Here is a 21275-nt window from a genome sequence, read left to right as displayed (position 1 = left end):
CGATGCCTAAGCCACCATGGGTTTGGGACGAGAAGGAGCCGCACGAGCGGGAGGGCAACTGGGACAAGCTGGCTGCTTGGGTGGCCTGGCTTGAGGAGGCTTATGCGCCGTGGGTGCTGCTGCCGCCTTGCTGGCCGGTGCATGAGGGGCTGCGGACCGAGTTGACGATGTACTGGTACTGGCACAAGTGGGTGATGTCGGCGGCGGTGAATCCGATCGACGGGGTGCGGTGGCACCACGAGATCCGGCGGTCGGCGACTGCTTGGCGGGAGTTGGCGACGTGCCGGCACGAGCCGCCGGTGGCGCATCACGGGCAGATCATGGCCGCCCGGTTGGTCAAGCGCGACGAGTACCTTGCCCAAGCACGTCGTACAGAGGAGGCATGATGGTGCAGACACAGCCGGTCAGTCCGTTCGTCGAGCCGTGGCGGCCGTCGCAGCGGGCGAAGACGCTGATCGCGGTGGTGACGGCGGGAGTTGTGGTGCTGAGTGCCGCGACGTATGTGGTGCAACAGGTCTGGCTGACGCCGCAGGCCGCAGTCGAGGGGTACTTCGCTGCGCTGGCCGACCACGATGTCGCGAAGGCCGCGTCGTACCTCAAGGACAGCCCTACGTCGACCAGCGACATCGTCGCCTCCGACCAGTACGCCCCGCCCGCGAAACTGAAGGTCGGCACGATCGAGGACGACAAGGCGAACGTCAGTTTCCTTGTCGGCAACAAGCAGGTGAGTGGCGCGATTCCTCTGCACCGCAAGGAAGAACTCACCCTCGGCCTGTTCCGCGGCTGGGGCATCGATGGTGACCTGCCGTCGATCCAGATCAGTACGGCGGCCCCGGTCGACGTACAGATCAATGGGAAGCCGCTGCCGGAGGACGCGAAGGAATCGCGCAGCCTGCAGGTGTTTCCCGGCCAGTACGTCGTCAGTGTCGTGGACAATCAGTTGCTCGAGAGTGAGCCGGTGACGATCGACGCGGGCTTCGGCGAGAACGAGGCGGCCTTGAATCCGAAGGTCAAGGCGTCCGCCCAGTCCGCGGCGGAGGCCCAGGTCAAGGAGTACATCCAGGGCTGTGTGACCAAGAATGTGGAGTCCTGCCCGTTCACCTCCTCGGTCACCAAGCCGGTCTGGCGAATCGACAGCTACCCGAAGATCGAGCTGCACCTCAGCGACGACGGTGCGGTCACCGTCGAGACCAGCACCACCGGGAAGGCGACTGTCACCGGCACCGGGTACGGCGGCTATCCGGCCAACGAGAGCTCGAACTTCACGGTGTCCGGACGGCTCGTTGTCGACCAGGGCAAGCTGAAGTTCCAGCCGGAGCAATGATGAGTCAGACGACCTCGCGCAAGGTGGCTGTGATCGCGTTCACCGCGAATCTCGTGGTGTGCGGCCTGATCGGCACCAGCCTGCTTCTGGTGCGCTCCCCGAGCGACCCGGCGAACGCCGTACCGAAACCGACCACCAGCAACACCCCGACGTCCTCCACTCCGACAGAGAGCGAGAGCGCAACCCCGCCGAGCGAGCCGACCGCCCCGGTGAGCACGCCGACGCCGACACCGTCCGTTGACTACAAGGACGTGGACGGCCCGGGCGGTGTCATCACCAAGATCCCGAGCGGGTGGACGGCGAAGGTGCGCGCCGGCAAGTCCGACGCCCAGGCGTCCGATCCGGCGCGGCCGACAAGCTTCCTGCGGTACGGCGGTTCGCAGGCGGTCGCTCAGCCGCTGATCGAGGTGATGCGGAACGCGGAGGGGAACTTCATCAAGCAGCACCCCGGCTACAAGCTGATCACCCTGCAGTCGGAGACGTGGCGTGACCACGAGGCGGTCACCTGGAACTTCGAGTTCGACACCCCCGACGGCCGCAAGCACGTCGAGTCTGTGTACTGGCGTGCGCGTCAGAACGACTACGTGCTCTACGCATCCGCGCTGGTACCGGACTGGCCGGCTCTGCAGAAGATTTACACGACCGCCTACGACGCGGCCCAGCCGTGACGGCGCCCGATCAGGCAGGACTGGACCAGTGACTCTGCATCCCGACGAAGATCCCGCGGCCGCGGTCGAGCGGCTGCATCAGGAGCTGCTCGCGCAGCCCGACAACAACGAGCTGCGCGTGCAGATGGCCTGGGCGATCAGGCGGATGACCGAGGCGTCACTCGCGATCACCGTCTACGAGGTGCGGCTGATCGCGAGTGAACAGCAGCGCGCGATGTGCCGGGAGGCGGCCACGCGCATCCTCGAGCTGGCGCCCTGGGACGACGAGCTCCGCACCTTCGCGAACGGTCTCGCGGCCGAGGTCGAGAGTGGCGGGCAGTGGGTCTGGCAGAACAAGCCGATGGCGATCGCGCTGGCTGTCTGCGCGGTAGTCGTCGGGCTCGGACTGGTCGTGACCGGCGGCCTCACCGGCGACGTCGCCATCATCGTCGTCGCCGGTGTACTCAGCAGCGCGGCCCTGGCCGGCATCGTGCTCGGCTTCCGCCGTCAGAACTGGCAGATCGCCGCCCGCGCCGCCGCGCCCGTCATTCAGTACGCCGGCATCTAACAGTCGCCGCGTTGAGCGGCGTACAGCGGGCGCCGTCCCCAGCCGTCGCTGCCGCGGAACGGCCATCTGGGGAGGATCCGCCCCCCGAATCGGTCCTGGATCCTCCCCAAAGCGGTTTGGGGAGGGCTGAGGCGCGGACCGGAACACGGGTCGATCGCGCTAATTGGCGAGTTTTAGGGACTCGGTGACGAAAATCCACCACTTAGCGAGGGTCAGCCGGGCGCGGCGGTACCCCCGGCACCCCCAGCACCCCCAGCACCCCCAGCACCCCCAGCACCCCCGAGCCTCGGCCATCTGATGGGTTAACCCATGAGGTTGTGGGTTCTGGACTCGCATGCGGGTGCAGAACCCACAAGCGGATGGGTGAACCCATCAGATACGCAGGGGGGCGAGGGTCAGCCGGGCGCGGCAGGGCCGCACGCGACCTCATCCGCCTCAACCCCCCACAACGAGTCACCTTTCAGGCCTCGCCACTACCGGCCGCAACCACAGCCCGGAAACTCAGACAACGGCGACCGTGGTCGCCGACCGAACCATCCCCCTCAGCCACGCGCCGGACGCCAGCCACCCGCCACTGTCAATCGGCCGCAGCGGCGAGCAACCACAAACCCACGTTCCGGCCGCATTCGGAGCGGCGAGCAACCACCCCGCCGTACGAAACCGGCCGCATTCGGAGCGGCGAGCAACCACCCCGCCGTACGAAACTGGCCGCATCGCAGCGATCAGACGCGGAGACGGTCGACCCACTCCTCAGCCGCCTTCTCGATCTGCACCAGAACCTCGTCGAACCCGGACTGACGAGAGGTCGCCGGTTCCGGAATTGTGGGGGCCGGACTGGCGTTACGGCGGACAAGATAGTTTAATAGTGAACTACACCAGTCGAAGGAGGACCCGATGCAGTTCGGGGTGTTCAGCGTCAGTGACGTGACCGAGGATCCGACCACCGGTCAGACGGTGAGCGAGGGCGAGCGGATCAAGTCGATGGTGGCGATCGCGCTGAAGGCCGAAGAGGTCGGGCTGGACGTGTTCGCGACCGGGGAGCACCACAACCCGCCGTTCGTGGCGTCGTCGCCGACGACCATGCTCGGATTCATCGCGGCGCAGACGTCGAAGCTGATCCTGTCGACCTCGACGACGCTGATCACGACCAACGACCCGGTGAAGATCGCCGAGGACTACGCGATGCTGCAGCACCTCGCCGGCGGCCGCGTGGACCTGATGATGGGCCGCGGCAACACCGGCCCGGTCTACCCGTGGTTCGGTCAGGACATCCGCAACGGCATCGCGCTCGCGGTCGAGAACTACGCACTCCTCCGCCGCCTCTGGCGCGAGGACGTGGTCGACTGGGAAGGCAAGTTCCGGACGCCGCTGCAGGGGTTCACCTCGACGCCGCGGCCGCTGGACGACGTACCGCCGTTCGTGTGGCACGGTTCGATCCGCTCACCGGAGATCGCGGAGCAGGCGGCGTACTACGGCGACGGGTTCTTCCACAACAACATCTTCTGGCCGGTCTCGCACACCAAGCAGATGATCGATCTGTACCGACGGCGGTTCGAGCACTACGGACACGGCGCGGCGGATCAGGCGATCGTCGGACTCGGCGGTCAGATCTTCATGCGCAAGAACTCACAGGACGCCGTACGGGAGTTCCGTCCGTACTTCGACAACGCGCCGGTGTATGGACACGGGCCGTCGCTGGAGGACTTCACACGTGAAACGCCTTTGACGGTTGGGAGTCCGCAGGAGGTCATCGAGCGCACGCTGTCGTTCCGTGAGCACTTCGGTGATTACCAGCGGCAACTGTTCCTGATGGACCACGCCGGACTGCCGTTGAAGACCGTGCTGGAGCAGCTGGACATCCTCGGCGAAGAGGTCGTTCCCGTGCTGCGCAAGGAGTTTGCGGCCCTGAAGCCGGCCCACGTGCCGGATGCACCGACCCACGAGTCACTCAAAACCGCGGCCGAGCGGGCCCGCGACCTGGAGACGCTATGACCGAGCGCGTGATCGCCGTCGTGACGGCCGGGCTGACGACACCGTCGTCCTCCCGGCTGCTCGCCGACCAACTGGCGGCCGCCGTACGCGATGAGCTGTCGGCTCGTGGGCAGACCTCGCGGACCGAGACGATCGAGGTCCGCGACTACGCCCACGATCTGACCAACAACCTGCTCACCGGCTTCCCGTCGGCCGAGCTGGAGAAGGTTCTCAGCACCGTCACCACGGCCGATGCCCTGATCGTGGTCTCGCCGACCTTCTCCGCGTCGTACAGCGGACTGTTCAAGATGTTCTTCGACGTCCTCGACGACCAGGCCCTGGCCGGCAAGCCGGTGTTGCTCGGCGCGACCGGCGGCACCGAGCGCCACTCCCTGGTCCTCGACTACGCCCTCCGCCCCCTCTTCGCCTACCTCAAGGCCCTGCCCGTCGCCACCGGCGTCTACGCCGCCTCCACCGACTGGGGCCCGAACGCCGCCAAGCTCCGCCCCCGCATCACCCAAGCCGCCACCGAACTGGTCAGCACCCTCCACCACGAAACCCCGGTGAAGCCCGACCCCTACGCCAACCCGACCCCCTTCGAGGACCTGCTGAATAGCTGATACTTGGAGGATGAGGCGATGGGCAGCGTTGTGCTTCGTGTTCAGCGCTATTGCGCTTGGAGCCTGGTGGTTGACGCGCGACATCGATCACCAGCTGGACGGGGCGCCGACGACAACCGCGACGGTCGTGGACGTCACGAACCCGGTCAAAGGCGCGCCCTACCTTGAGCTGGACCTCACCCTGCCGGACGGACGGGTGGTCCGGGCGAACACCGACGAGTTCCTCGATGCGCCAAACAAAGGCGCGCAATTGCAGGTCCAGTACGCCGCAGACGGTAAGGACCTACTCGTCCGCGAGGTCGGCGCGGGCTCGGATCGCCCCGGTCTGGGCAGCCTGATCGCGGCCGGTGCGTCAGCCCTGATCGGCCTGGTGCTGCTGATTCTCCGAACGCGAGGCGATCAGCAGAGCGATGCCGTCAAGAATCCGATCCAGCCCGAACGTTAGGGCGTGGGTCGGGTCGAGGGTGGACTGGAAGTGTTCGCCTACTGAGCTGCCGACGCGGCCGGCGGTGGGGAAGGCGACGGTGGAACCGGCCATGACATGGGTGAGGGTCGGCGCGATCTGACGCCACCACTCCTCGTCGCTCAGGCCCGAGTCGCGTTGGGTGCGGACCTGCTCGGCGCCCGCGCGCGCCGTACCGGTGACGTGGGTAAGCACCAGCGTGAGCGCTGAGTCCATCTCGACGTCGGTGAGACCGAGGCCGTCGAGGGGGCGGAGCTCGGCTTCGTATTTCAACGTGATGTTTGGTCCCAATGCCGTCCGCATCGTGGGGACCTCATGGATCCACGGATGCCGGACCAGTACGTCGAAGTTGCGGTGCGCGATGAATTCCAGCGCGGCCCGCCAATCCGGCTGACGAGCGGGTTCGTCGGCGTCGGCGTACAGGTCGCCGTACACGTGGTCGAACATCAGGTCCGTGAGCTCGGCCTTGCCCGGGACATGGGTGTAGAGCGTCATCGTGCCGGCCTTCAGCCGCTCGGCGATCACTCGCATCGAGACCGCCTCGAGGCCCTCGGTGTCAGCCACCGAGATCGCGGCGTCGACGATCGCCTGCACGGTCAGCCCCGACCGGCCGGGCTTGGTGTGACTGCCCCAGAGCAGCGCCAGACTGCGCGCCGGATCGGCCGCCGCCACCTTTTTTCCAGCCACCGGAACAAACTCCCACCGCTCGTCGTTGTCCCGATGGTACCTGAGTCGTACAGTGTACGGTACAGTCTACGACTCAACCCTGACAGAGAGGTGGAGAGTGACGAGGCAACAGGTGATCGAGGCCGCCGACGTACGGAAGAACTACCGCGGCGGCACCGAGGGGGCAGGCCTGAACGGCTTCGATCTCGAAGTCACCGCCGGAACCGTGACGGGCCTGCTCGGCCCCAACGGCGCCGGCAAGACAACAGCGGTGCGGATCCTGTCCACACTGCTTCAGCTGGACTCCGGTACGGCGTCCGTCGCCGGGTACGACGTGAGTCGCCAAGGAGCCGAGGTACGGCGGCGGATCGGGCTCGTCGGGCAGTACGCGGCGATCGACGAGGTGCTGACCGGCCGGCAGAACCTCACCATGTTCGGCCGGCTCAACCATCTCGGCCACGCAAAGTCGGTACGGCGTGCCGATGAGCTGCTCGAGCAATTCAGCCTGACCGCCGCGGCCGGTCAGGCCGTGAGCAAGTACTCCGGTGGCATGCGCCGCCGGCTCGACCTCGCCGCCAGCCTGATCGTGGCGCCGACCGTCCTGTTCGTAGACGAACCCACCACCGGGCTCGACCCCGGCGGCCGCCGAGAGGTCTGGACGGCCATCCGGCAACTCGTCGACAACGGCACGACCGTGCTGCTCACCACGCAGTACCTGGAGGAGGCGGACCAACTGGCGAACCGGATCTCGATGCTCAAGGACGGCAAGGTCGTCGCGGAGGGAACGCCGGATGCGTTGAAGGCCCAGCTCGGCTCGGACTGGCTGGACCTGGTCCTCGTCGATCCGGCCGAGGTCGAGCAGGTACGGCGGCTGGCCGAGCCGCTCGCGGACGGCGACATCCGCGTCGAGGGCAGCCGGATCAGCGTTCCGGTCAAGGACCGCACCCGGGCCTTGACGCTGATCGCCAATTCGTTGCATGAGGCAAGAATCGAACCGGAGGACATCACGTTACGCAGACCGACGCTGGACGAAGTGTTCCTGCACCTGACCGGACCGGCCGCATGAGCGAGCGTAGCGAGCGAACAAAGAGCAGAGTGGGCATCCCGCTCATGACGGAGCCGAGCGCTAGCGAGGTGGAGGCATGAGTGGGCTCGGCTGGACCATCGCCGACGGGTGGACGATCACCCGCCGTACCCTCACGCACTGGCGGATGCAGCCCGAGCTGATCATCTTCTCCTGGTTCTTCCCGGTGCTGATGCTGCTGATGTTCGGCGGCCTGCTGGGCGGCGCGATGGAGTTCCCCGACGGCGAGTCGTACTACGAACTCCTGGTGCCGGGCATCTTCGCGCTGACCATGCTCTTCGGGCTCGAAGGCACCATGACCGCCGTCACCCAGGACAAGGAGAAGGGCGTGACGGACCGGTTCCGCTCGCTCCCGATGAGCTCCGCCGCGGTCGTCCTCGGTCGCTGCATGGCGGACATGCTCGACACGATCGTGGCGCTCGCCGTACTGGCTGTTGCCGGGTTCGCGCTCGGCTGGCGCTGGCACGACGGTGCGCTGTCCGCCGCGGCAGCTTTTGGACTACTGCTCCTCCTGCGATTCGCCTTGCTGTGGATCGGAATCTTCATCGGGCTGTCGGTGAAGAACGCCCAGAGCATCACCATCGTCCAGGTACTCGTCTGGCCGCTCGGTTTCCTGTCCAGCGCCTTCGTCGCGACCTCCACGATGCCGGCCTGGCTGGGCACGATCGCCCAGTGGAGCCCGCTGTCGGCCACCGCCACCGCATCCCGAACCCTCTTCGGCAACCCCGACCCATCGACCACCACGACCTGGATCGGCAGTCACTCGGTCCTGATGGCGGTCATCACTCCACTCCTCCTGACCGCCATCTTCCTGCCGCTCTCCGCCCACCGCTACCGCACTCTGTCCCGCTGAGCTGACCGGGGGCTCCGGCACACCGCCGGGGCCCCTACGGCATCAACTGACCGCCGTTGACCTCGACGATCTGGCCGGTCACGTACGACGCCATCCGCTCCGAGGCGAGGAACAGGATCGTGCCGACGCACTCATGCGGCGTACCGGTGCGGCCCATCGGGATCGTGGTGAGCATCGCCTTCATCTGCTCCTCGCCGGTATGGCGGTCGTGGAACGGCGTACTGATCACGCCCGGCGAGATCGCGTTGACGCGGATCCCGTCCGGCGCGAGCTCCTTGGCCAGGCCGCGGGTGAACGTGCTGACCGCGCCCTTGCTGGTCGCGTACACGACCGATCCGCCACCGCCGCCGTGCCGCCCGGCGATCGACGTGACGTTGACGATCGACCCGCCGCCCTGGGCCCGGAACACCGGCACGATCCGCCGGCTGAGCGCGAACACCGACGTCAGGTTCACGTCCAGGATCCGCTGGAACTCCTCATCCGGTACGTCGACGATCGGCGACCGCTTGACCAGATCACCGGCGTTGTTCACCAGTACGTCGATCCGCCCGTGCTTGGCCAGCACTTCGTCGACCAGCACCCCGGCCGCCGCCGGGTCGGCCAGATCCGCTTGGTGGAGCGACGCCGTACCGCCTGCTGTCTGAACCGCGCCCACGGTGTGCCGCGCGCCCTCCTCGTTGCGGTGGTAATGCACGGCGACCGTGGCCCCGGTCTCCGCGAACCCGACCGCGGCCGCCGCCCCGATCCCGCTGCTCGCGCCGGTCACCAGCACGATCTGGTCCCTGAAATCCAGATATCCCATACGCCTCATCCTGCCAAAGCCACGCCGCGTGGGGTTTCGTGCGCGCGGCCCGGCGGTAGATTCGTTGAATGGGATACGCGCTGGGGCGGCTCGAACTTCGGCGGTGGCGGACGGCTGACGCGCTGCGTCTGACGCAGGCCCATGCCGATCCCGAGATGGTCTACCAGGGCGGGATCGTGGACCGGGCCACCGCGCTCGACTGGATCGGCCGGGTCGCCGATCTGGACAACGGCCACGTGTACGCCGTCGCTGACGCCGACGATCACCCGATCGGCTGTGTCGGCGTGACCAACATCGACCGCCATCAGGTCGCATGGACGTGGTACTGGACCCTCGCCGAGGTCCGCGGCCAAGGCATCGCCCGGGACTCTCTGCGCGCGCTCGCCGACTGGGCCCACCACGACGCCGGCCTCTACCGGCTCGAGCTCGGCCACCGCCTCACCAACCCGGCCTCCTGCGGCGTCGCCGCCAGCGCCGGCTTCCTCCCCGAGGGCGTCGAACGGCACCGCCTCGCCTACGACGGCACCCGGTACGACGTCGAGCGGCACGCCCGTCTCGCGACCGACCCCCTCGTCCCGCCAACCCGGCCGGTCACGGTGACGGTCTAGAGCTCGGGTGACGGTTTAGAGCTCGGGTGACGGTTTAGAGCTCGGGTGACGGTTTAGAGCTCGTACGACCGCCAGCGCTCGTCGACGACGTACCCGAGGGCTGCGTTCGCCCCGAGGCTGCCGTCGTTGATCGCGGCGCCGCCCGTGCTGAACTGCGTGATGCCGATGTCGAGGAACGCGAGGATGGACGCGGCCTTCACCGCCTGCCCAACACCCCGACGCCGATACGACGCCAGCACCGACGTGAACCTGGTGTCGCCCGAGCCCTTGTGCGACCGGATCACCGTCGCGCCCACCAGCCGTGAACGGTCGAACGCCCCGAACACCCGGTGCTCGGGCCAGAGCGCGCGGGTCTTCTCGAGCTCACCGACGACCCGATGGGTGGCCGGCGTGACCGGGTAGTCGTTCTCGTTGAGCTTCTCGAGCGTGTGCAGCGCCTCGGCCGACTCGGCGCCGAGCTCACGCAAGGTCAGCCCGGAGGCGGTCGCCCGGCTGACCGCGGTCTCCAGCAGATCCCGATCGGGATTGGCGAGATGCGCGGCCCAGGACTCGCCCACGACCCGGTACCCGGCCGCCTCGAGCTCGGCGCAGCGCGGGTCGGTGTCCTGAACGATCTGAGTGTCGGGCACACGTTGATTGTCGAGTGCCCGACCCCAGACCTCAACCCGGTTTAACCCTCGAGTTTGCGGAGCAACGGCAGGACGTCCTCGGTGAACTGGGTCAGGAACCGCTCCTGGTCGTTCCCCGGGCCGTGCACGACGAAGTGGTTGAATCCCGCGTCGAGGTAGGGCTGGAGCTGCTTCACGACCTCTTCCGGGTCAGAGGCGACGATCCAGCGCTTCGCGACCTGCTCGATCGGCAGCTCGTCGGCCAGCCGCTCCATCTCGGTCGCGCTCGTCACGCTGTGCTTCTGCTCCGGCGTCAGCGACAGCGGCGCCCAGAACCGCGTGTTCTCCAGCGCCTGCGCCGGGTCGCGGTCGTAGGAGACCTTCACCTCGAGCATCCGGTCGATGTCCTCGAACTTCTTGCCGGCCGCCTCGGCGCCTTCCTTGACGGCGGGGATCAGCTTCTCGGTGTAGAGCTCCATGCCCTTGCCCGAGGTCGCGATGAACCCGTCGCCCACGCGACCGGCGTACTTGGCGACCAGCGGTCCGCCCGCGGCGACATAGATCTTCAGCGGCGTCTCGGGGCGGTCGTAGATGAAGGCGTCGACGGTCTTGTAGTACGGACCCTCGGAGCTGACGCCGTCCTTCGTCCACAGGTCGCGGATCAGCTGAACGGCCTCGCGCAGCCGCGCGTAGCGCTCCTTGAACTCGGGCCACTCGCGACCGGAGACGGCGATCTCGTTCAGCGCCTCGCCGGTACCGACACCGAGCATCACGCGGCCCGGATAGAGCTCGCCGAGCGTGGCGAACGCCTGCGCGATCACGGCCGGGTTGTACCGGAAGGTCGGCGTGAGCACCGACGTACCGAGCAGGACCCGGTTGGTCCGCTCACCGACCGCGGCCAGCCACGCGAGCGCGAACGGCGCGTGCCCACCCTCGTGCCGCCACGGCAGGAAGTGGTCCGACACCGTCACACTGTCGAGCCCCAGCTCCTCGGCCCGCACGGAGTACTCCACGAGATCCCGTGGCCCGAACTGCTCCGCCGACGCCTTGTACCCGACGCGAATGCTCACCCTGCGCTCCCAATCCTCGTCACCTTGTACCGACACCAACGACTTCCGGATGCGACTTTATGCCTAAGCACAGGACGTATACCTGTACGGGCACCGCCCGCGCCGCCTCGGCAGCGCCCGCCGAGCGGGGCATCAGACGTATATGTCCTGTTCTTCGGCGTGTGGATTGACGACGACCCCGGCGCCGGGGAAGGATTGGGCCTGGCGCGGCTCGCGCCTCACCTCCGTTGACCGGCTCCGGCCCGGTCTCGTCGCAGGGGGCAAAGGGACTTCTGGTCTCGGGCCGCTCGTCCTGGTCAACTGCTGCGGACGGGATCGCCGGAGGATCATGTCTGCGCATGCGGAAGGCCAGATGACAGCGCACAGGAATCTCAAGCGGCGGGTTCGCGCCCGCGCCGCCAAGACGGGCGAGTCCTACACGTCTGCCCTCCGGCACTTCCGTCCGACTCCATCAGGAGAAGACATGCCGGAATCAACCCTACGAATCGCCGTCGCCCAGTCGACGGTGCACCGAGACCCGACGGATGCCTCGCTGCTGCGGTCCAGCGGCGCCGAGGTCCGCTCGCTACTGAAGCAGGCGGCCGCGGCCGGCGCCCGCCTGGTCCACTTCACCGAGGGCGCGCTCAGCTTCCCCAGCAAGGTGATCATGTCCTCGCTCGGCCCCGACGAGATCGGCCCGTCCGACTGGACCAAGGCCGACTGGAAGGTCCTGCAGGAGGAGTTCGACAGCATCGTGAAGCTGTCCGGCGAGCTGGGAGTCTGGACGGTGCTCCCGAGCATCCACCAGCTCCCCGACGCGCGGCCGCACAACAGCATGTACGTCGTCTCCGACCAGGGGAAGGTCGTCGCCCGCTACGACGAGCGCACGATGTCGACGACGAAAATCACCTGGATGTACACCCCGGGCAAGGACCCGGTGACCTTCGACGTGGACGGCTTCCGGTTCGGGCTCGCACTCGGACTGGACGTGCTGTTCCCGGAGTTGTTCACCGAGTACGACCGGCTCGGCGTCGACGGCGTACTGGTCTCGTACTCGACCGCAGGCGTGACGCACCACGAGCACATCGCGGTTCAGGCGCGGGGCTGCGCGGTGAACAACACCTGCTGGATCAGCCTGGCAGTTCCGGCCAACCCGGAAGGTGGGCTCCAGTCCGGCCTGATCGATCCGCGCGGCGCCTGGGCGATCCACGCTCCGACGGACGGCTCTCCGGCGGTTGTCACGACCGACGTACGGCATGAGGACGTCACTCAGGTCGGGCGTACGTTCCGGCAGCGGACGCGGGAGCGCGTGAACGGCTAGCCCTCACACATCCGGGTGCTGGCGCGTTCCATGGGCATGAACAGGCACATGATCGTCAGCACCCGGCTTGGTGACCTCACGCTGGTCGCCTCCGACAACGCGTTGGCCGGTGTCTACTTCCCCCACCACTGGGTGAAGCCGATGCCGCTCGGCGAGCGGGTCGAATCCGACCCCGTGCTGTCCGAGGCGGCTCGCCAACTCAACGAGTACCTCGACGGCGACCGGATCACCTTCGACCTCCCCACCACTCTGACCGGCGACGCCTTCCAGCTTCGCGTTTGGTCCCGTCTCCAGGACATCCCGTTCGGCAACACCACGACGTACGGTGAGCTCGCGGCCGAGGTCGGCGGTCACGCGCAACTCGTCGGCAAGGCGGTCGGCCAGAACCCGCTGTCCATCGTCATCCCGTGCCACCGCGTCGTCGGCAAGAACGGCAAGCTGACCGGGTACGCGGGCGGGCTCAAGCGCAAGCAACTCCTCCTCGACCTCGAGGAGCCGGCTGAGGCGCGGCTCTTCTCATAAGCCTCACAGGCCGAGGCGGGCCGAGAGCGCCTCGGCGTCGAACGGCGACCGGACCTTCACGTCATTGTCGAAGTACACGTACACATCGCGGCGATGACGCGGAGGCCGGTCCGGCGAGGCCGTCTTACCGCCGGTCGGGGTCCGCCCCGCATGCCAGGTCTTGACCCGCGCAGCCCAATGGTCGAGGCCTTTGTCGTCGTACCCGCTCACGTAGAGCTCGTCGGCACCGTGCAGTCGTACGTAGACGAAGTCCGAGGTCACGTCGTCGAGCATCGGCCACTTGCCGGCCGTATCCGCACACACCAGCGCGATGTCGTGCTCGCGCAACAGGTCGATGAACTCGGAGTTCTCGAAGCTGTCGTGCCGAACCTCCAACGCATACCGCATCGGCTGATCGTGCTTCGCCTCCAGGACAACCCGGTCCTTCATCCGATCCTCGTGCTGCTTGGCGATCTCGGCCGCCGCCACGGTTGTCCGCGGCAACGATTCGAAGAACGCGGCCAGCCGCGGACCGTCGTACCGGAAGTTCCCCGGCAGCTGCCACAACACCGGCCCCAGCTTGTTGCCTAGCGCAAGCAATCCGGACGCGAAGAAGTTCGCCAGCGGCGCCTCCACCTCCGCGAGCCGCTTCATATGCGTGATAAATCGCGGCCCCTTCACCGCGAACACGAAGTCGCCCGGCGTCTCGTCGTACCAGCGCTGGTACGACGTCGGCCGTTGCAACGAGTAGAACGAACCGTTCAACTCGATCGAGTTCAACCGCCGCGACACGTACTCCAGCTCAGCCCGCTGCGGCAACCCCTCCGGGTAATACACCGAGCGCCACGGCGCATACCGCCACCCAGAAATCCCCACACGATAAGCCACGCCCCCGATTATCCGTCCCAACCCACCCCAATCGCGGAACCCGGGAAACGACCTGCCCCAGATCGACAGCCAGAACTCCCCAGCCACCCAGCCACCCCTCGGCGCACCCCGCCCCGCCCCAGCGCACCCGCCCTCCGCACCCCGCCCTCCGAGCACACCCCGCCCCTCCACCTCCCGCAATTTGAACGGATCTCCCCTCAACTCGCTGGTTCTCCCCTCAAAATTTGAGCAGAGAACCAGCACATTCACCGGATATCCCCTGAAATGCCCCGGCCCCACGGCGGATGGCGCCGGGTGGAAATCGCTGGGCGATGGAGCGCGCTTCTGGTTGTCTGTGGCGATGCAGGTCGATCGTGGAAGCTGGCCCGACGCGCGGACGCCGTGGGACGACTCGGAGTGGCGGCGCGAGGCGTTCAGCTGGCTGGAAGAGCGGCTTGCCGAGCTGGGGGTTCGGGAGAGCGGGCCGCGACGGGTGCGGTTGCGGGCGTGGTCGGTGATCGTGCGCGTCGAGGCGGCCGAACCCGTGTGGTTCAAGGCGAATCCGCCCGGCAGCGCCTTCGAGCCAGCGCTGACGCAAAGACTCGCGCAGCTGGTCCCAGAGCACGTGCTCACGCCGTACGCCGTCGATGTCGAGCGCGGGTGGTCCCTGCTCCCGCACGGTGGGCAGGTGCTGAAGGAGGTCGAGCGGGAACCGCATCACTGGGCTGACCTACTCAGCCAGTACGCCGACCTCCAGCGCGCGCTGGTCGACCACACCGGCGAGTTCGACCGGATCGGCGTACCGAATGCGCGGCCCGCCGTACTGCCGGACCTCTTCGACCAGCTCGGGGTTATCCACAGCCCAGTCATTCGACGCCGCCCCGACGGCACCGCCGAGTAAACTTAGTAAGGAAGAACAGGGCACGCACACATCGGCTCCCGCTACACGTTCTTCGACTGGGGCGATGCGGTCGTCTCGCATCCGTTCTGCAGCCTGACCGTCCCGCTCGAACGCGTCGCCGACCAGCTCGGCCCCGAGTTCGTCCCGCGGGTCCGCGACGCCTACCTCGAGCACTGGCCCGGCTCCGACCTGCGCCGTGCTGCCGACCTTGCCTGTCGGCTGGGGACGTTCGGGCGTGCGCTGTCGTGGCAGCGTCTGTTTCCCGGTAACGCCACCATCACCGCCGATGGCCTCGTCGAGGCCTTCGATCGCCTACGGTAATCACATGGCGTTGATCCCGAAGGGTGGCAAGGTCGAGTCGTTCCTGACCGTCGTGGTCGGGGGCGGGTCCGCGTTCGGCCTCGTCGTGCTCACCTCCCGATCCTGGAAGGCCTGCCACGTCGACGTCTCCGGACCGATGCCCAACGGCCTCACCCTGCTGTTCCTCGGGCTCCCGCTGGCGCTGATCGTCAACCTGGTGCTCTTCACGATCGCCTACCGGTACGCCGGCAAGACCCTGTTCATGGGACTCATCGCCGCCGCCATCGCGATCGCCATCGCCGACCTGGCCCTCTACTCCTGGCAGGGCACCCCAGCGACGTCCCCGGGCATCTGCCCGGGGAACGTGCCGCCCTGGTGGCCGGTCTGGATCCCGACCTGAGTCAGTGACTCAGAGCTTCGCGCCGATGAGCTGGTAGATGTCGTCGTGCGCACCGGGCAGGTCGTCGTGGCCGAAGTCCGGGTAGGCGCGGAGCTCCTTGGTCGAGGTGATCTTGTTGTACGCCGCGAACTGGGTGGACGGCGGACAGGTCTGGTCCTCGAGGCCGACGAACAGCGTGACCTCGGCGCGGATGCGGGAGGCGAGGTGCTGGACGTCGATGTAGCCGAGGGTGTTGAAGACCTCGTCCTGCCGGAGGTGACGTGGGTCGCGCTTCTTGAACCAGGTGACGATCTCGTCGTACGGGCCCTTGTCCAGGTTCAGGTCCCAGGTGCGCTGGTAGTCGCAGAGGAACGGGAACACGCTGGCGACGTACTTGATGCCCGGCGTCAGCGCGGCCGCGACCAGGCTGAGCCCGCCGCCCTGGCTCCAGCCGGTCGTCGCGATCCGGGTCTCGTCGACCTCGGGGAGCGCGCCGATGATGTCCGCGAGGCGGCGGGTGTCCAGGAAGACGTGCTTGTAGAGCAGGCCGTCGGGGCCGGCGTCCAGACCGTGCACGAGGTGGTTGTGCAGGTCGAAGTTGTTCGCCGTCTGCGAGACCGTCCGGAAGCCGACCTGCTCCCGGACGTCCAGCGCGGCCACGGTGAACCCGCGCGCGGCATACGCCAGCAGGTCGACCCACTTCGGCTGCTCGCCGCCGTACCCATGGAACACCAGTACGGCGGGGCCGGTCGGCTCGTTCGGGCGGATCACCTTGGCGTGCACGCGGTAACCACCGGTGCCGGTGAAGTACAGGTGCTGAGCCGTGGCCGTGGTCAGCGGGAAGTCGGTGGCGTCGGAGAACTCGACCTCCGGGTCCGTCCCGTCCAGCTCGAGCAGCGCCTTCTCCCAGAACTGGTCGAAGTCGGCCGGCCGCGGGTTCGTCCCCTGGTAGGTCAGCAGTTCGTCGTACGAGAACTCGAAGGACAGCACAGACGCTCCTCAGTCATCAGTCTGGTCGGGGGCGGTCCCGTCCCAGATGGTGTAGCCGTGTGCGGTGTTCAGCTTGTCGCGCAGCGTGGTCTCCAGCGCGGGCACCTGCTTGGGCGCCAGCCAGGCGAGCGGCAGCAGTACGGTGTCGTCCGGCCGCTTGGTTCGCAGCGCGAGCGCGGCGCCGTGCGTCGTCTCGACCCGACCGACCTCGGTGACGTCGGTCCAGACCGTCTTCACACCCCGTACGTCGATCGAGTCGTCCCGCAGCCGCAGTACGACGGGCGGCCGAGCCACGATCACCAGCCCGGCCAGCGCGACCAGGCCGCCCAGCACCAGCAACACCGCGACTGCGACCTGTGGTGCGCCGAAGGCCCACGCGATCGCAGCCACCCCGAGAAAGATCAGCCCCGCGGCCAGAACCCCGAGGAACCGTCCTGCCCGCATCCGGTACGTCGTCCGCATCGGGCCATGATCCCATCGGCCCTGGTGCGGTTTCGAAGCTGGGGTTCAGAACGGGTCGACCTTCGACGTGGACGCGTTGCCACCGATCACCGGCGACAGCGTGATCGTCCAGTCGTACTTGCCGTCGAACCGGTCGTCGTACTTGGAGAACGAACAGCCCTCGGTGAACTGCCGGCTGACGCCGTCCCAGGCGCTCCCCGACTTGAAGAACACGTAGTAGCTGCCGCGGATCCCGCGCAGGTTCGTCTTGGAGTCGTGGCGGACGTAGATCGACGCCTGCGGCTGCCGCGGCACGCTGGTCGCAACGACGACCACGACGTCCACGGAACCGTTGTTGGTGATCTGCAGTGATCCGCTGCCGCGGGACCCGGCCCGCTGGATGATCTGGCCGTTCGAGCCGCGACCGGTCATCTGTGGCGGCGGTGTGAGCGCCGGCGGCGTCATCCGGAGGCCGTAGTTGATGCCCTTGCCGAGGCTCCGGTTGACCTCCTTCGAGAGCTCGATGATCGACGTACGGATGCCAGTCTTGGCCTGGTACAGCCGGACGGCCGGCGCCTTCGGCAGGCCGCAGCCGGTCTTGGTCTCACCGGACGTCGCCAGATTCGCGGTGACCGACGCGGCGTACCGATCGAAGGCGATCAGCGCCTGCGAGTGGCCGGAGCTGGCCGAGGCCGGCGGCTCGAGGTCGCCGAGCGCTTGCCGCTGGTTGCGGATCGCGTCCTCGAGTTGTGCCCGCGCCTGGTCGAACGCGGCCAAGGTCGGAGCGTTCATCACCCGCTGCACCCCGCGCACCAGGTTTGTTTCGGAGTTCGCGATGGCCTTCTTGTAGCCCACCGGGCTCAGCGACGTCGTGGTCGGCATCGCGGACGGTGGTTCCGGCGTCGGGGTCGGAGTGGTTGGTTGATCGGTCGGGGTCGTGACCGTCGCCGGAGCCGGCGGTTTGTCGCTCTCCGGTTCGCTACTGCACCCCGCCACGACCAACGCCGTACCGACTGCTATCGCCATCATGCGCCGCATGTACTGCCCCCCAGCTCTTCGGTTCGAGCATCCTTCCCCGAAGTCGCTGGTTCAGTCCAGATTGTCCTGATGCTGTCAGTTCGTCCCGGTCTGGGTGGGGTCGTAGGCGCAGGCGTCGTTCAGGTCCTGGGCGGCGCCCGGGGTCGCGGTCGCCTTCACCGGCTTCTTCGTCGTCCCGGTGCTCGGCTTCTTCGTGGTCCCGCTCGACGGGGTCGAGGCGACCGGCTTGGTCTTCGGGGCGATCGCCTTCTCGACGATCTCCTGCATGGCCGAGTAGTCCGGGTTCTTGCCGGTCGGGAAGTTCTTGCTCTTGTCCAGGTCGACGTTCGCGACCTTCGCGGACTTGACCTTCAGACCGAGCTCGATGAACGCCGGCAGGATCTCCTGCGGGATGTCGGTCTTCAGCAGGTCCTTGCTGGCCGAGGCGATCTGCTGGTATTTCGTCACCAGGGTGGCCGGGTTCACGCTATTCACCAGCGCGTGGATCGTGCAGCGCTGCCGCTCCTGCCGCGACGGGTCGCTCAGGCCGTAGCGGCCGCGGGCGAACCACAGCGCGTGGTAGCCGTCGAGCTTCTGGTTCGGGCCCGGCTGGATGTAGCCGGACGGCTTCTTCGCACCACGGGTACCCGGTCCGGCGCCGTAGTCGCCGCCGATCGGCACCTTGTAGTTGACGTTCACGGTGATGCCACCGATCGCGTCGATGATCTTGCGGAAACCGGCCAGGTTGATCTGCATGTAGTAGTCAATGTCGAGCCCGAGCGCCGCGCCCGCGGCCAGCTTGACCACGTCGGCGCCCATGTTGTCGGTCGCACCGAGCGCACCGGGGTGCTGCTTCGGGACGTTGTCGTACATCGAGTCCAGGTAGTACTCCGGCTGCTCGACGTTGCCGAGATTCGGATCCCAGAAGCCGTCGGGGTAGATCTTGTGCAGCGGCGAGTCCTCCGGGAAGGGCATCCGCATCCAGTTCCGGCTGAGCGAGATCAGGGCCGTGTCACCGGTCTTGGTGTCGATGCTCGCCACCATCACCGTGTCGGTCCGGACCCCGGTCCGGTCGGCGCCGTCGTCCGCACCGAGCAGCAGCAGGTTCAGCCGCGGGGTCTTCGCCCACGGGTCCGCCTTGTCCACCTTCGGCCGGGTCGCGCTCTTGGAGTTGTCCTCGGACTGGAACACGCTGCCGACCAGGTCGCGCTGCGCCATCACGGTCTGCGCGGCCACAGTCGTCGGTACGGCGATTGCGAAGCACAGCACGCCGACGAACAACGAGCCCGCCAGCCGGCCGGTGTAGGTCATGCTCACCGGGCGGAGCAGCTTGTGCGAGGCGACCACGACCCAGATCCACAGCACGCCCAGGACGACCACGGCCGCGGTCGCGATCAGGAGCTGCCGGGGAGACACGGCCAGCTCGAGAACCGAGTTCCGCTGCGTCAGACCGACGTACGCGGCGACGAGCAGCAACCCACCGGTGATCGTCAGGACAAATGCACCGAGCTTCGTGCGGCCGCCCATGATCAGGCCGGAGCCTGGCACCAGCGCGCTGAGCAGGGTGAGACCGATGGCCTTGGACGTCGTGCGCGCACGCTGCGAGCGGTGTTTAGACCGGCTGGCACGAGGCGCGGACCTCCGTCCGGCGGCGCGAGTACTCCGCGTCATGGCTCCGTTTCCCTGATCGACGACGTGGCGACCTTCCATGGATCGCCCGCAAGCGACCCACGGTACCTATGACGCCCACGTCCGCCGTTCGGTTGACGTGTGCTGGCGACCCCCGTCGGTGCACGCCAGGTTACACACGGGTCAGCCAACACTCCCAAACCGCCGCTCCCGACCCCGCTTTGCCGCCGGGCCTTCCCAGCAGATAGTCTTGGTCGTCGTCGTGTTCCGTGAGGTGTTTTCACGGGATCGTCGGAGGAGGCGTCGCCTAGTCCGGTCGATGGCGCCCGCCTGCTAAGCGGGTTGAGGGTAACCCCTCTCGCGAGTTCAAATCTCGCCGCCTCCGCGTCAAGGGAGCGCCCTGTCCACGGAAAGCGTGGACGGGGCGCTTCGGCGCTTTCTGGGGGTGCAACCCCCGGGCCCCGCCTGGAGGGGCTTCGCCCCCGGACCCCCCGCCAGGCCGCGCCGCTTGCTCGCCGGCGCGGCTGCGGGACGCGATTTGCCTGGCTAGGCAGCGCGCTTGGGGGTTCAGCACCGTGGTTAAGGGTGCAGAACCCCCAATTTGAGTGCCTAGCCAGCGAAATGGCCGGGAGGGGAGTGGCGGGTGTGGGGAGGCGGTTGGTGGGCTAGGACTGGGAGAGGCGTTTTGCTTCGGCGATGCGGTTGACCGAGGCCGGGGTCATGGGCTCGGGGGAGATGATGAGGTGGTCGGCGCCGAGGTCCCGGTAGGTGGTGAGCAGTTCGGCCAACTCCTGGACGGTGCCGGCGAAGGCTGGGCCGTCGTCGGTGGTGTCCGGGGACTGTTCGGGGTCGCGGACGATCAGGCCGATGGTGGTCGTGACCGGGCGGCCGCCCTTGTCGACGGCGGCGCGGAACGCGGCCAGCGTCTGCGTGAGCTTCTCGTTAGGAGCGCCGTACCAGGCTGTGTTCCAGGCGTCGGCCCACTGTGCGGTCAGGCCGAGCATCCGCGGCTTCGCGCCGGCGACCAGGATCGGGATCTGCCGGCTTGGCGGCGGGGCGAGCGAGGCCTTGGCGGTCTTGTAGTAGGTCCCCTCGAAGTCGACCGTCTCGCCGCGCACCAGCCGCGCCACGATCTCCAGCCACTCCGCGAACCGCCCGACCCGATGATCGGTCGGCAGTCCGAACGCCTCGTACTCCGGATCGTGCCATCCTGCGCCGACCCCGAGGATCAGTCGCCCACCGGAGACCTCGTCCAGCGCCGCGGCCATCTTCGCGGTCAGGCCCGGGTCCCGGAACGAGGCGCAGAGCACCATGTTCCCGACCTCGACCCGCTCGGTCACCGCGGCCACCGCACTCAGCAGCGTCCACGACTCGTGCATCCCGTGCACGACCCCGTCCGGCGCGTGGTACTCGAAATGGTCAGCGAGCCACACCGAGTCCAGCCCGGCGGCCTCCGTCGCCTGCGCGACGTCCCGCACATCACTCCAGCGCGGCATCTCCCCGGTCGGCCCGTCGGACCCACCCACTGGCAACATCACACCGATCTTCATGCCGCCAACTTACGCACCCTCAGAACCGTCAGCGACCCCATCTGCGTACAGAAGAACGGGTAGAGGGTCTCCTTCCGACGCCATCCGCGCGCTGCAGCACGCCTGCACCAACCCGT

The 21275-nt window shown here is 67.6% G+C and carries 24 protein-coding genes and 1 tRNA gene; 15 read left to right on the top strand and 10 right to left on the bottom strand.

The features are described 5' to 3' along the window. The first annotated feature begins 2 nt into the window (after positions 1-2). The 7 genes from ACFVWG_RS33005 (at position 3) to ACFVWG_RS32975 (ending at position 5575) form a co-directional block, all read left to right on the top strand. Complete coding sequence (locus ACFVWG_RS33005) at positions 3-386, top strand: hypothetical protein (RefSeq protein ID WP_391547380.1); 384 nt, start codon at positions 3-5, stop codon at positions 384-386. Continuing rightward, a complete protein-coding gene (locus ACFVWG_RS33000) occupies positions 386-1324 on the top strand; it encodes a hypothetical protein (RefSeq protein ID WP_391547379.1) in 939 nt (312 codons plus the stop codon). The genes ACFVWG_RS33005 and ACFVWG_RS33000 overlap by 1 nt, the downstream gene beginning before the upstream one ends. Next, a complete protein-coding gene (locus tag ACFVWG_RS32995; RefSeq protein ID WP_391547378.1) occupies positions 1324-1992 on the top strand; it encodes a hypothetical protein in 669 nt (222 codons plus the stop codon). Before ACFVWG_RS33000 ends, ACFVWG_RS32995 begins: the two co-directional genes overlap by 1 nt. A 28-nt stretch (positions 1993-2020) precedes the next feature. Next, positions 2021-2539, top strand: coding sequence for a hypothetical protein (locus tag ACFVWG_RS32990; RefSeq protein ID WP_391547377.1), 519 nt, complete (start codon positions 2021-2023; stop codon positions 2537-2539). An 894-nt stretch (positions 2540-3433) separates the two neighbouring features. Beyond that, on the top strand, positions 3434-4531 hold the full coding sequence (locus ACFVWG_RS32985) for an LLM class flavin-dependent oxidoreductase (RefSeq protein ID WP_391547376.1): 1098 nt from the start codon (positions 3434-3436) through the stop codon (positions 4529-4531). After that, on the top strand, positions 4528-5130 hold the full coding sequence (locus tag ACFVWG_RS32980; protein ID WP_391547375.1) for an FMN reductase: 603 nt from the start codon (positions 4528-4530) through the stop codon (positions 5128-5130). The genes ACFVWG_RS32985 and ACFVWG_RS32980 overlap by 4 nt, the downstream gene beginning before the upstream one ends. A 10-nt stretch (positions 5131-5140) precedes the next feature. Further along, positions 5141-5575, top strand: a complete 435-nt coding sequence (locus ACFVWG_RS32975) for a hypothetical protein (RefSeq protein ID WP_391547374.1) — start codon at positions 5141-5143, stop codon at positions 5573-5575. On the opposite strand, the gene ACFVWG_RS32970 is transcribed toward ACFVWG_RS32975, so the two are convergent. Continuing rightward, entirely contained in the window at positions 5483-6280 is a 798-nt protein-coding gene (locus ACFVWG_RS32970) for a TetR/AcrR family transcriptional regulator (protein ID WP_391547373.1), read from the bottom strand. The two genes, ACFVWG_RS32975 and ACFVWG_RS32970, sit on opposite strands and share 93 nt — an antisense overlap. Before the next feature lie 97 nt (positions 6281-6377). Here ACFVWG_RS32970 and ACFVWG_RS32965 point away from each other — a divergent pair, with 97 nt between their 5' ends. Continuing rightward, positions 6378-7325: an ATP-binding cassette domain-containing protein gene (locus ACFVWG_RS32965; RefSeq protein WP_391547372.1), complete on the top strand. Its 948-nt coding sequence runs from the start codon at positions 6378-6380 to the stop codon at positions 7323-7325. Between the two features lie 76 nt (positions 7326-7401). Next, complete coding sequence (locus ACFVWG_RS32960; protein ID WP_391547371.1) at positions 7402-8196, top strand: ABC transporter permease; 795 nt, start codon at positions 7402-7404, stop codon at positions 8194-8196. A 34-nt stretch (positions 8197-8230) separates the two neighbouring features. On the opposite strand, the gene ACFVWG_RS32955 is transcribed toward ACFVWG_RS32960, so the two are convergent. Further along, the gene (locus ACFVWG_RS32955; protein ID WP_391547370.1) at positions 8231-8998 is read right to left on the bottom strand and encodes an SDR family NAD(P)-dependent oxidoreductase; all 768 of its coding nucleotides are present in this window, start codon (positions 8996-8998) and stop codon (positions 8231-8233) included. 68 nt (positions 8999-9066) lie between these two features. Here ACFVWG_RS32955 and ACFVWG_RS32950 point away from each other — a divergent pair, with 68 nt between their 5' ends. Then, entirely contained in the window at positions 9067-9606 is a 540-nt protein-coding gene (locus ACFVWG_RS32950) for a GNAT family N-acetyltransferase (protein ID WP_391547369.1), read from the top strand. Positions 9607-9659: 53 nt separating this feature from the next. Here the strand turns inward: ACFVWG_RS32950 and ACFVWG_RS32945 are convergent, their stop codons facing one another. Both ACFVWG_RS32945 and fgd read right to left on the bottom strand, forming a co-directional pair. After that, positions 9660-10235 (bottom strand): hypothetical protein, encoded by a 576-nt coding sequence (locus ACFVWG_RS32945; RefSeq protein ID WP_391547368.1) that lies wholly within the window; start codon positions 10233-10235, stop codon positions 9660-9662. A 41-nt stretch (positions 10236-10276) separates the two neighbouring features. Further along, positions 10277-11284 (bottom strand): glucose-6-phosphate dehydrogenase (coenzyme-F420), encoded by a 1008-nt coding sequence (gene fgd / locus ACFVWG_RS32940; protein WP_391547367.1) that lies wholly within the window; start codon positions 11282-11284, stop codon positions 10277-10279. 463 nt (positions 11285-11747) lie between these two features. On the opposite strand from fgd, the gene ACFVWG_RS32935 reads away from it, so the two are divergent. Together ACFVWG_RS32935 and ACFVWG_RS32930 are read left to right on the top strand one after the other, a co-directional pair. Then, entirely contained in the window at positions 11748-12584 is an 837-nt protein-coding gene (locus ACFVWG_RS32935; protein ID WP_391547366.1) for a carbon-nitrogen hydrolase family protein, read from the top strand. Between the two features lie 48 nt (positions 12585-12632). After that, complete coding sequence (locus ACFVWG_RS32930) at positions 12633-13106, top strand: methylated-DNA--[protein]-cysteine S-methyltransferase (protein WP_391547365.1); 474 nt, start codon at positions 12633-12635, stop codon at positions 13104-13106. A 3-nt stretch (positions 13107-13109) separates the two neighbouring features. Here the strand turns inward: ACFVWG_RS32930 and ACFVWG_RS32925 are convergent, their stop codons facing one another. Further along, positions 13110-13973, bottom strand: a complete 864-nt coding sequence (locus ACFVWG_RS32925) for a DUF72 domain-containing protein (protein WP_391547364.1) — start codon at positions 13971-13973, stop codon at positions 13110-13112. A 340-nt stretch (positions 13974-14313) separates the two neighbouring features. Here ACFVWG_RS32925 and ACFVWG_RS32920 point away from each other — a divergent pair, with 340 nt between their 5' ends. Both ACFVWG_RS32920 and ACFVWG_RS32915 read left to right on the top strand, forming a co-directional pair. Further along, positions 14314-14853, top strand: a complete 540-nt coding sequence (locus tag ACFVWG_RS32920) for a hypothetical protein (protein WP_391547363.1) — start codon at positions 14314-14316, stop codon at positions 14851-14853. A 325-nt stretch (positions 14854-15178) separates the two neighbouring features. Continuing rightward, positions 15179-15553 (top strand): hypothetical protein, encoded by a 375-nt coding sequence (locus tag ACFVWG_RS32915; protein ID WP_391547362.1) that lies wholly within the window; start codon positions 15179-15181, stop codon positions 15551-15553. Positions 15554-15562: 9 nt separating this feature from the next. On the opposite strand, the gene ACFVWG_RS32910 is transcribed toward ACFVWG_RS32915, so the two are convergent. From ACFVWG_RS32910 to ACFVWG_RS32895, 4 genes are all read right to left on the bottom strand, one after another. Beyond that, positions 15563-16522, bottom strand: coding sequence for an acetylxylan esterase (locus tag ACFVWG_RS32910; RefSeq protein WP_391547361.1), 960 nt, complete (start codon positions 16520-16522; stop codon positions 15563-15565). A gap of 9 nt (positions 16523-16531) precedes the next feature. Continuing rightward, positions 16532-16984: a hypothetical protein gene (locus tag ACFVWG_RS32905; RefSeq protein WP_391547360.1), complete on the bottom strand. Its 453-nt coding sequence runs from the start codon at positions 16982-16984 to the stop codon at positions 16532-16534. Between the two features lie 45 nt (positions 16985-17029). Beyond that, positions 17030-17992, bottom strand: a complete 963-nt coding sequence (locus ACFVWG_RS32900; RefSeq protein WP_391547359.1) for a hypothetical protein — start codon at positions 17990-17992, stop codon at positions 17030-17032. 84 nt (positions 17993-18076) lie between these two features. Then, positions 18077-19651, bottom strand: a complete 1575-nt coding sequence (locus tag ACFVWG_RS32895; RefSeq protein ID WP_391547358.1) for an LCP family protein — start codon at positions 19649-19651, stop codon at positions 18077-18079. A 254-nt stretch (positions 19652-19905) separates the two neighbouring features. Here ACFVWG_RS32895 and ACFVWG_RS32890 point away from each other — a divergent pair. Beyond that, positions 19906-19994: transfer RNA gene (locus ACFVWG_RS32890), tRNA-Ser, on the top strand. A gap of 280 nt (positions 19995-20274) precedes the next feature. Here the strand turns inward: ACFVWG_RS32890 and ACFVWG_RS32885 are convergent. Continuing rightward, entirely contained in the window at positions 20275-21159 is an 885-nt protein-coding gene (locus ACFVWG_RS32885) for an LLM class flavin-dependent oxidoreductase (protein WP_391547357.1), read from the bottom strand. Positions 21160-21275 lie beyond the last annotated feature (116 nt).

The sequence above is a fragment of the Kribbella sp. NPDC058245 genome (assembly GCF_042882005.1).
Classification (GTDB): domain Bacteria; phylum Actinomycetota; class Actinomycetes; order Propionibacteriales; family Kribbellaceae; genus Kribbella.
The sequence above is the reverse complement of the archived record's forward strand: the minus strand, read 5'-3'. Positions and strand labels throughout refer to the sequence as shown.

Excerpts from the sequence above, each read along its gene's own strand:
- ACFVWG_RS33005 (WP_391547380.1), top strand. The coding sequence starts at position 3 with ATGCCTAAGCCACCATGGGTTTGGGACGAGAAGGAGCCGCACGAGCGG.
- ACFVWG_RS33000 (WP_391547379.1), top strand. The coding sequence starts at position 386 with ATGGTGCAGACACAGCCGGTCAGTCCGTTCGTCGAGCCGTGGCGGCCG.
- ACFVWG_RS32995 (WP_391547378.1), top strand. The coding sequence starts at position 1,324 with ATGAGTCAGACGACCTCGCGCAAGGTGGCTGTGATCGCGTTCACCGCG.
- ACFVWG_RS32985 (WP_391547376.1), top strand. The coding sequence starts at position 3,434 with ATGCAGTTCGGGGTGTTCAGCGTCAGTGACGTGACCGAGGATCCGACC.
- ACFVWG_RS32980 (WP_391547375.1), top strand. The coding sequence starts at position 4,528 with ATGACCGAGCGCGTGATCGCCGTCGTGACGGCCGGGCTGACGACACCG.
- ACFVWG_RS32975 (WP_391547374.1), top strand. The coding sequence starts at position 5,141 with ATGAGGCGATGGGCAGCGTTGTGCTTCGTGTTCAGCGCTATTGCGCTT.
- ACFVWG_RS32960 (WP_391547371.1), top strand. The coding sequence starts at position 7,402 with ATGAGTGGGCTCGGCTGGACCATCGCCGACGGGTGGACGATCACCCGC.
- ACFVWG_RS32955 (WP_391547370.1), bottom strand. The coding sequence starts at position 8,998 with ATGGGATATCTGGATTTCAGGGACCAGATCGTGCTGGTGACCGGCGCG.
- ACFVWG_RS32950 (WP_391547369.1), top strand. The coding sequence starts at position 9,067 with ATGGGATACGCGCTGGGGCGGCTCGAACTTCGGCGGTGGCGGACGGCT.
- ACFVWG_RS32935 (WP_391547366.1), top strand. The coding sequence starts at position 11,748 with ATGCCGGAATCAACCCTACGAATCGCCGTCGCCCAGTCGACGGTGCAC.
- ACFVWG_RS32930 (WP_391547365.1), top strand. The coding sequence starts at position 12,633 with ATGATCGTCAGCACCCGGCTTGGTGACCTCACGCTGGTCGCCTCCGAC.
- ACFVWG_RS32920 (WP_391547363.1), top strand. The coding sequence starts at position 14,314 with ATGCAGGTCGATCGTGGAAGCTGGCCCGACGCGCGGACGCCGTGGGAC.
- ACFVWG_RS32915 (WP_391547362.1), top strand. The coding sequence starts at position 15,179 with ATGGCGTTGATCCCGAAGGGTGGCAAGGTCGAGTCGTTCCTGACCGTC.
- ACFVWG_RS32905 (WP_391547360.1), bottom strand. The coding sequence starts at position 16,984 with ATGCGGACGACGTACCGGATGCGGGCAGGACGGTTCCTCGGGGTTCTG.
- ACFVWG_RS32900 (WP_391547359.1), bottom strand. The coding sequence starts at position 17,992 with ATGATGGCGATAGCAGTCGGTACGGCGTTGGTCGTGGCGGGGTGCAGT.
- ACFVWG_RS32895 (WP_391547358.1), bottom strand. The coding sequence starts at position 19,651 with ATGACGCGGAGTACTCGCGCCGCCGGACGGAGGTCCGCGCCTCGTGCC.
- ACFVWG_RS32885 (WP_391547357.1), bottom strand. The coding sequence starts at position 21,159 with ATGAAGATCGGTGTGATGTTGCCAGTGGGTGGGTCCGACGGGCCGACC.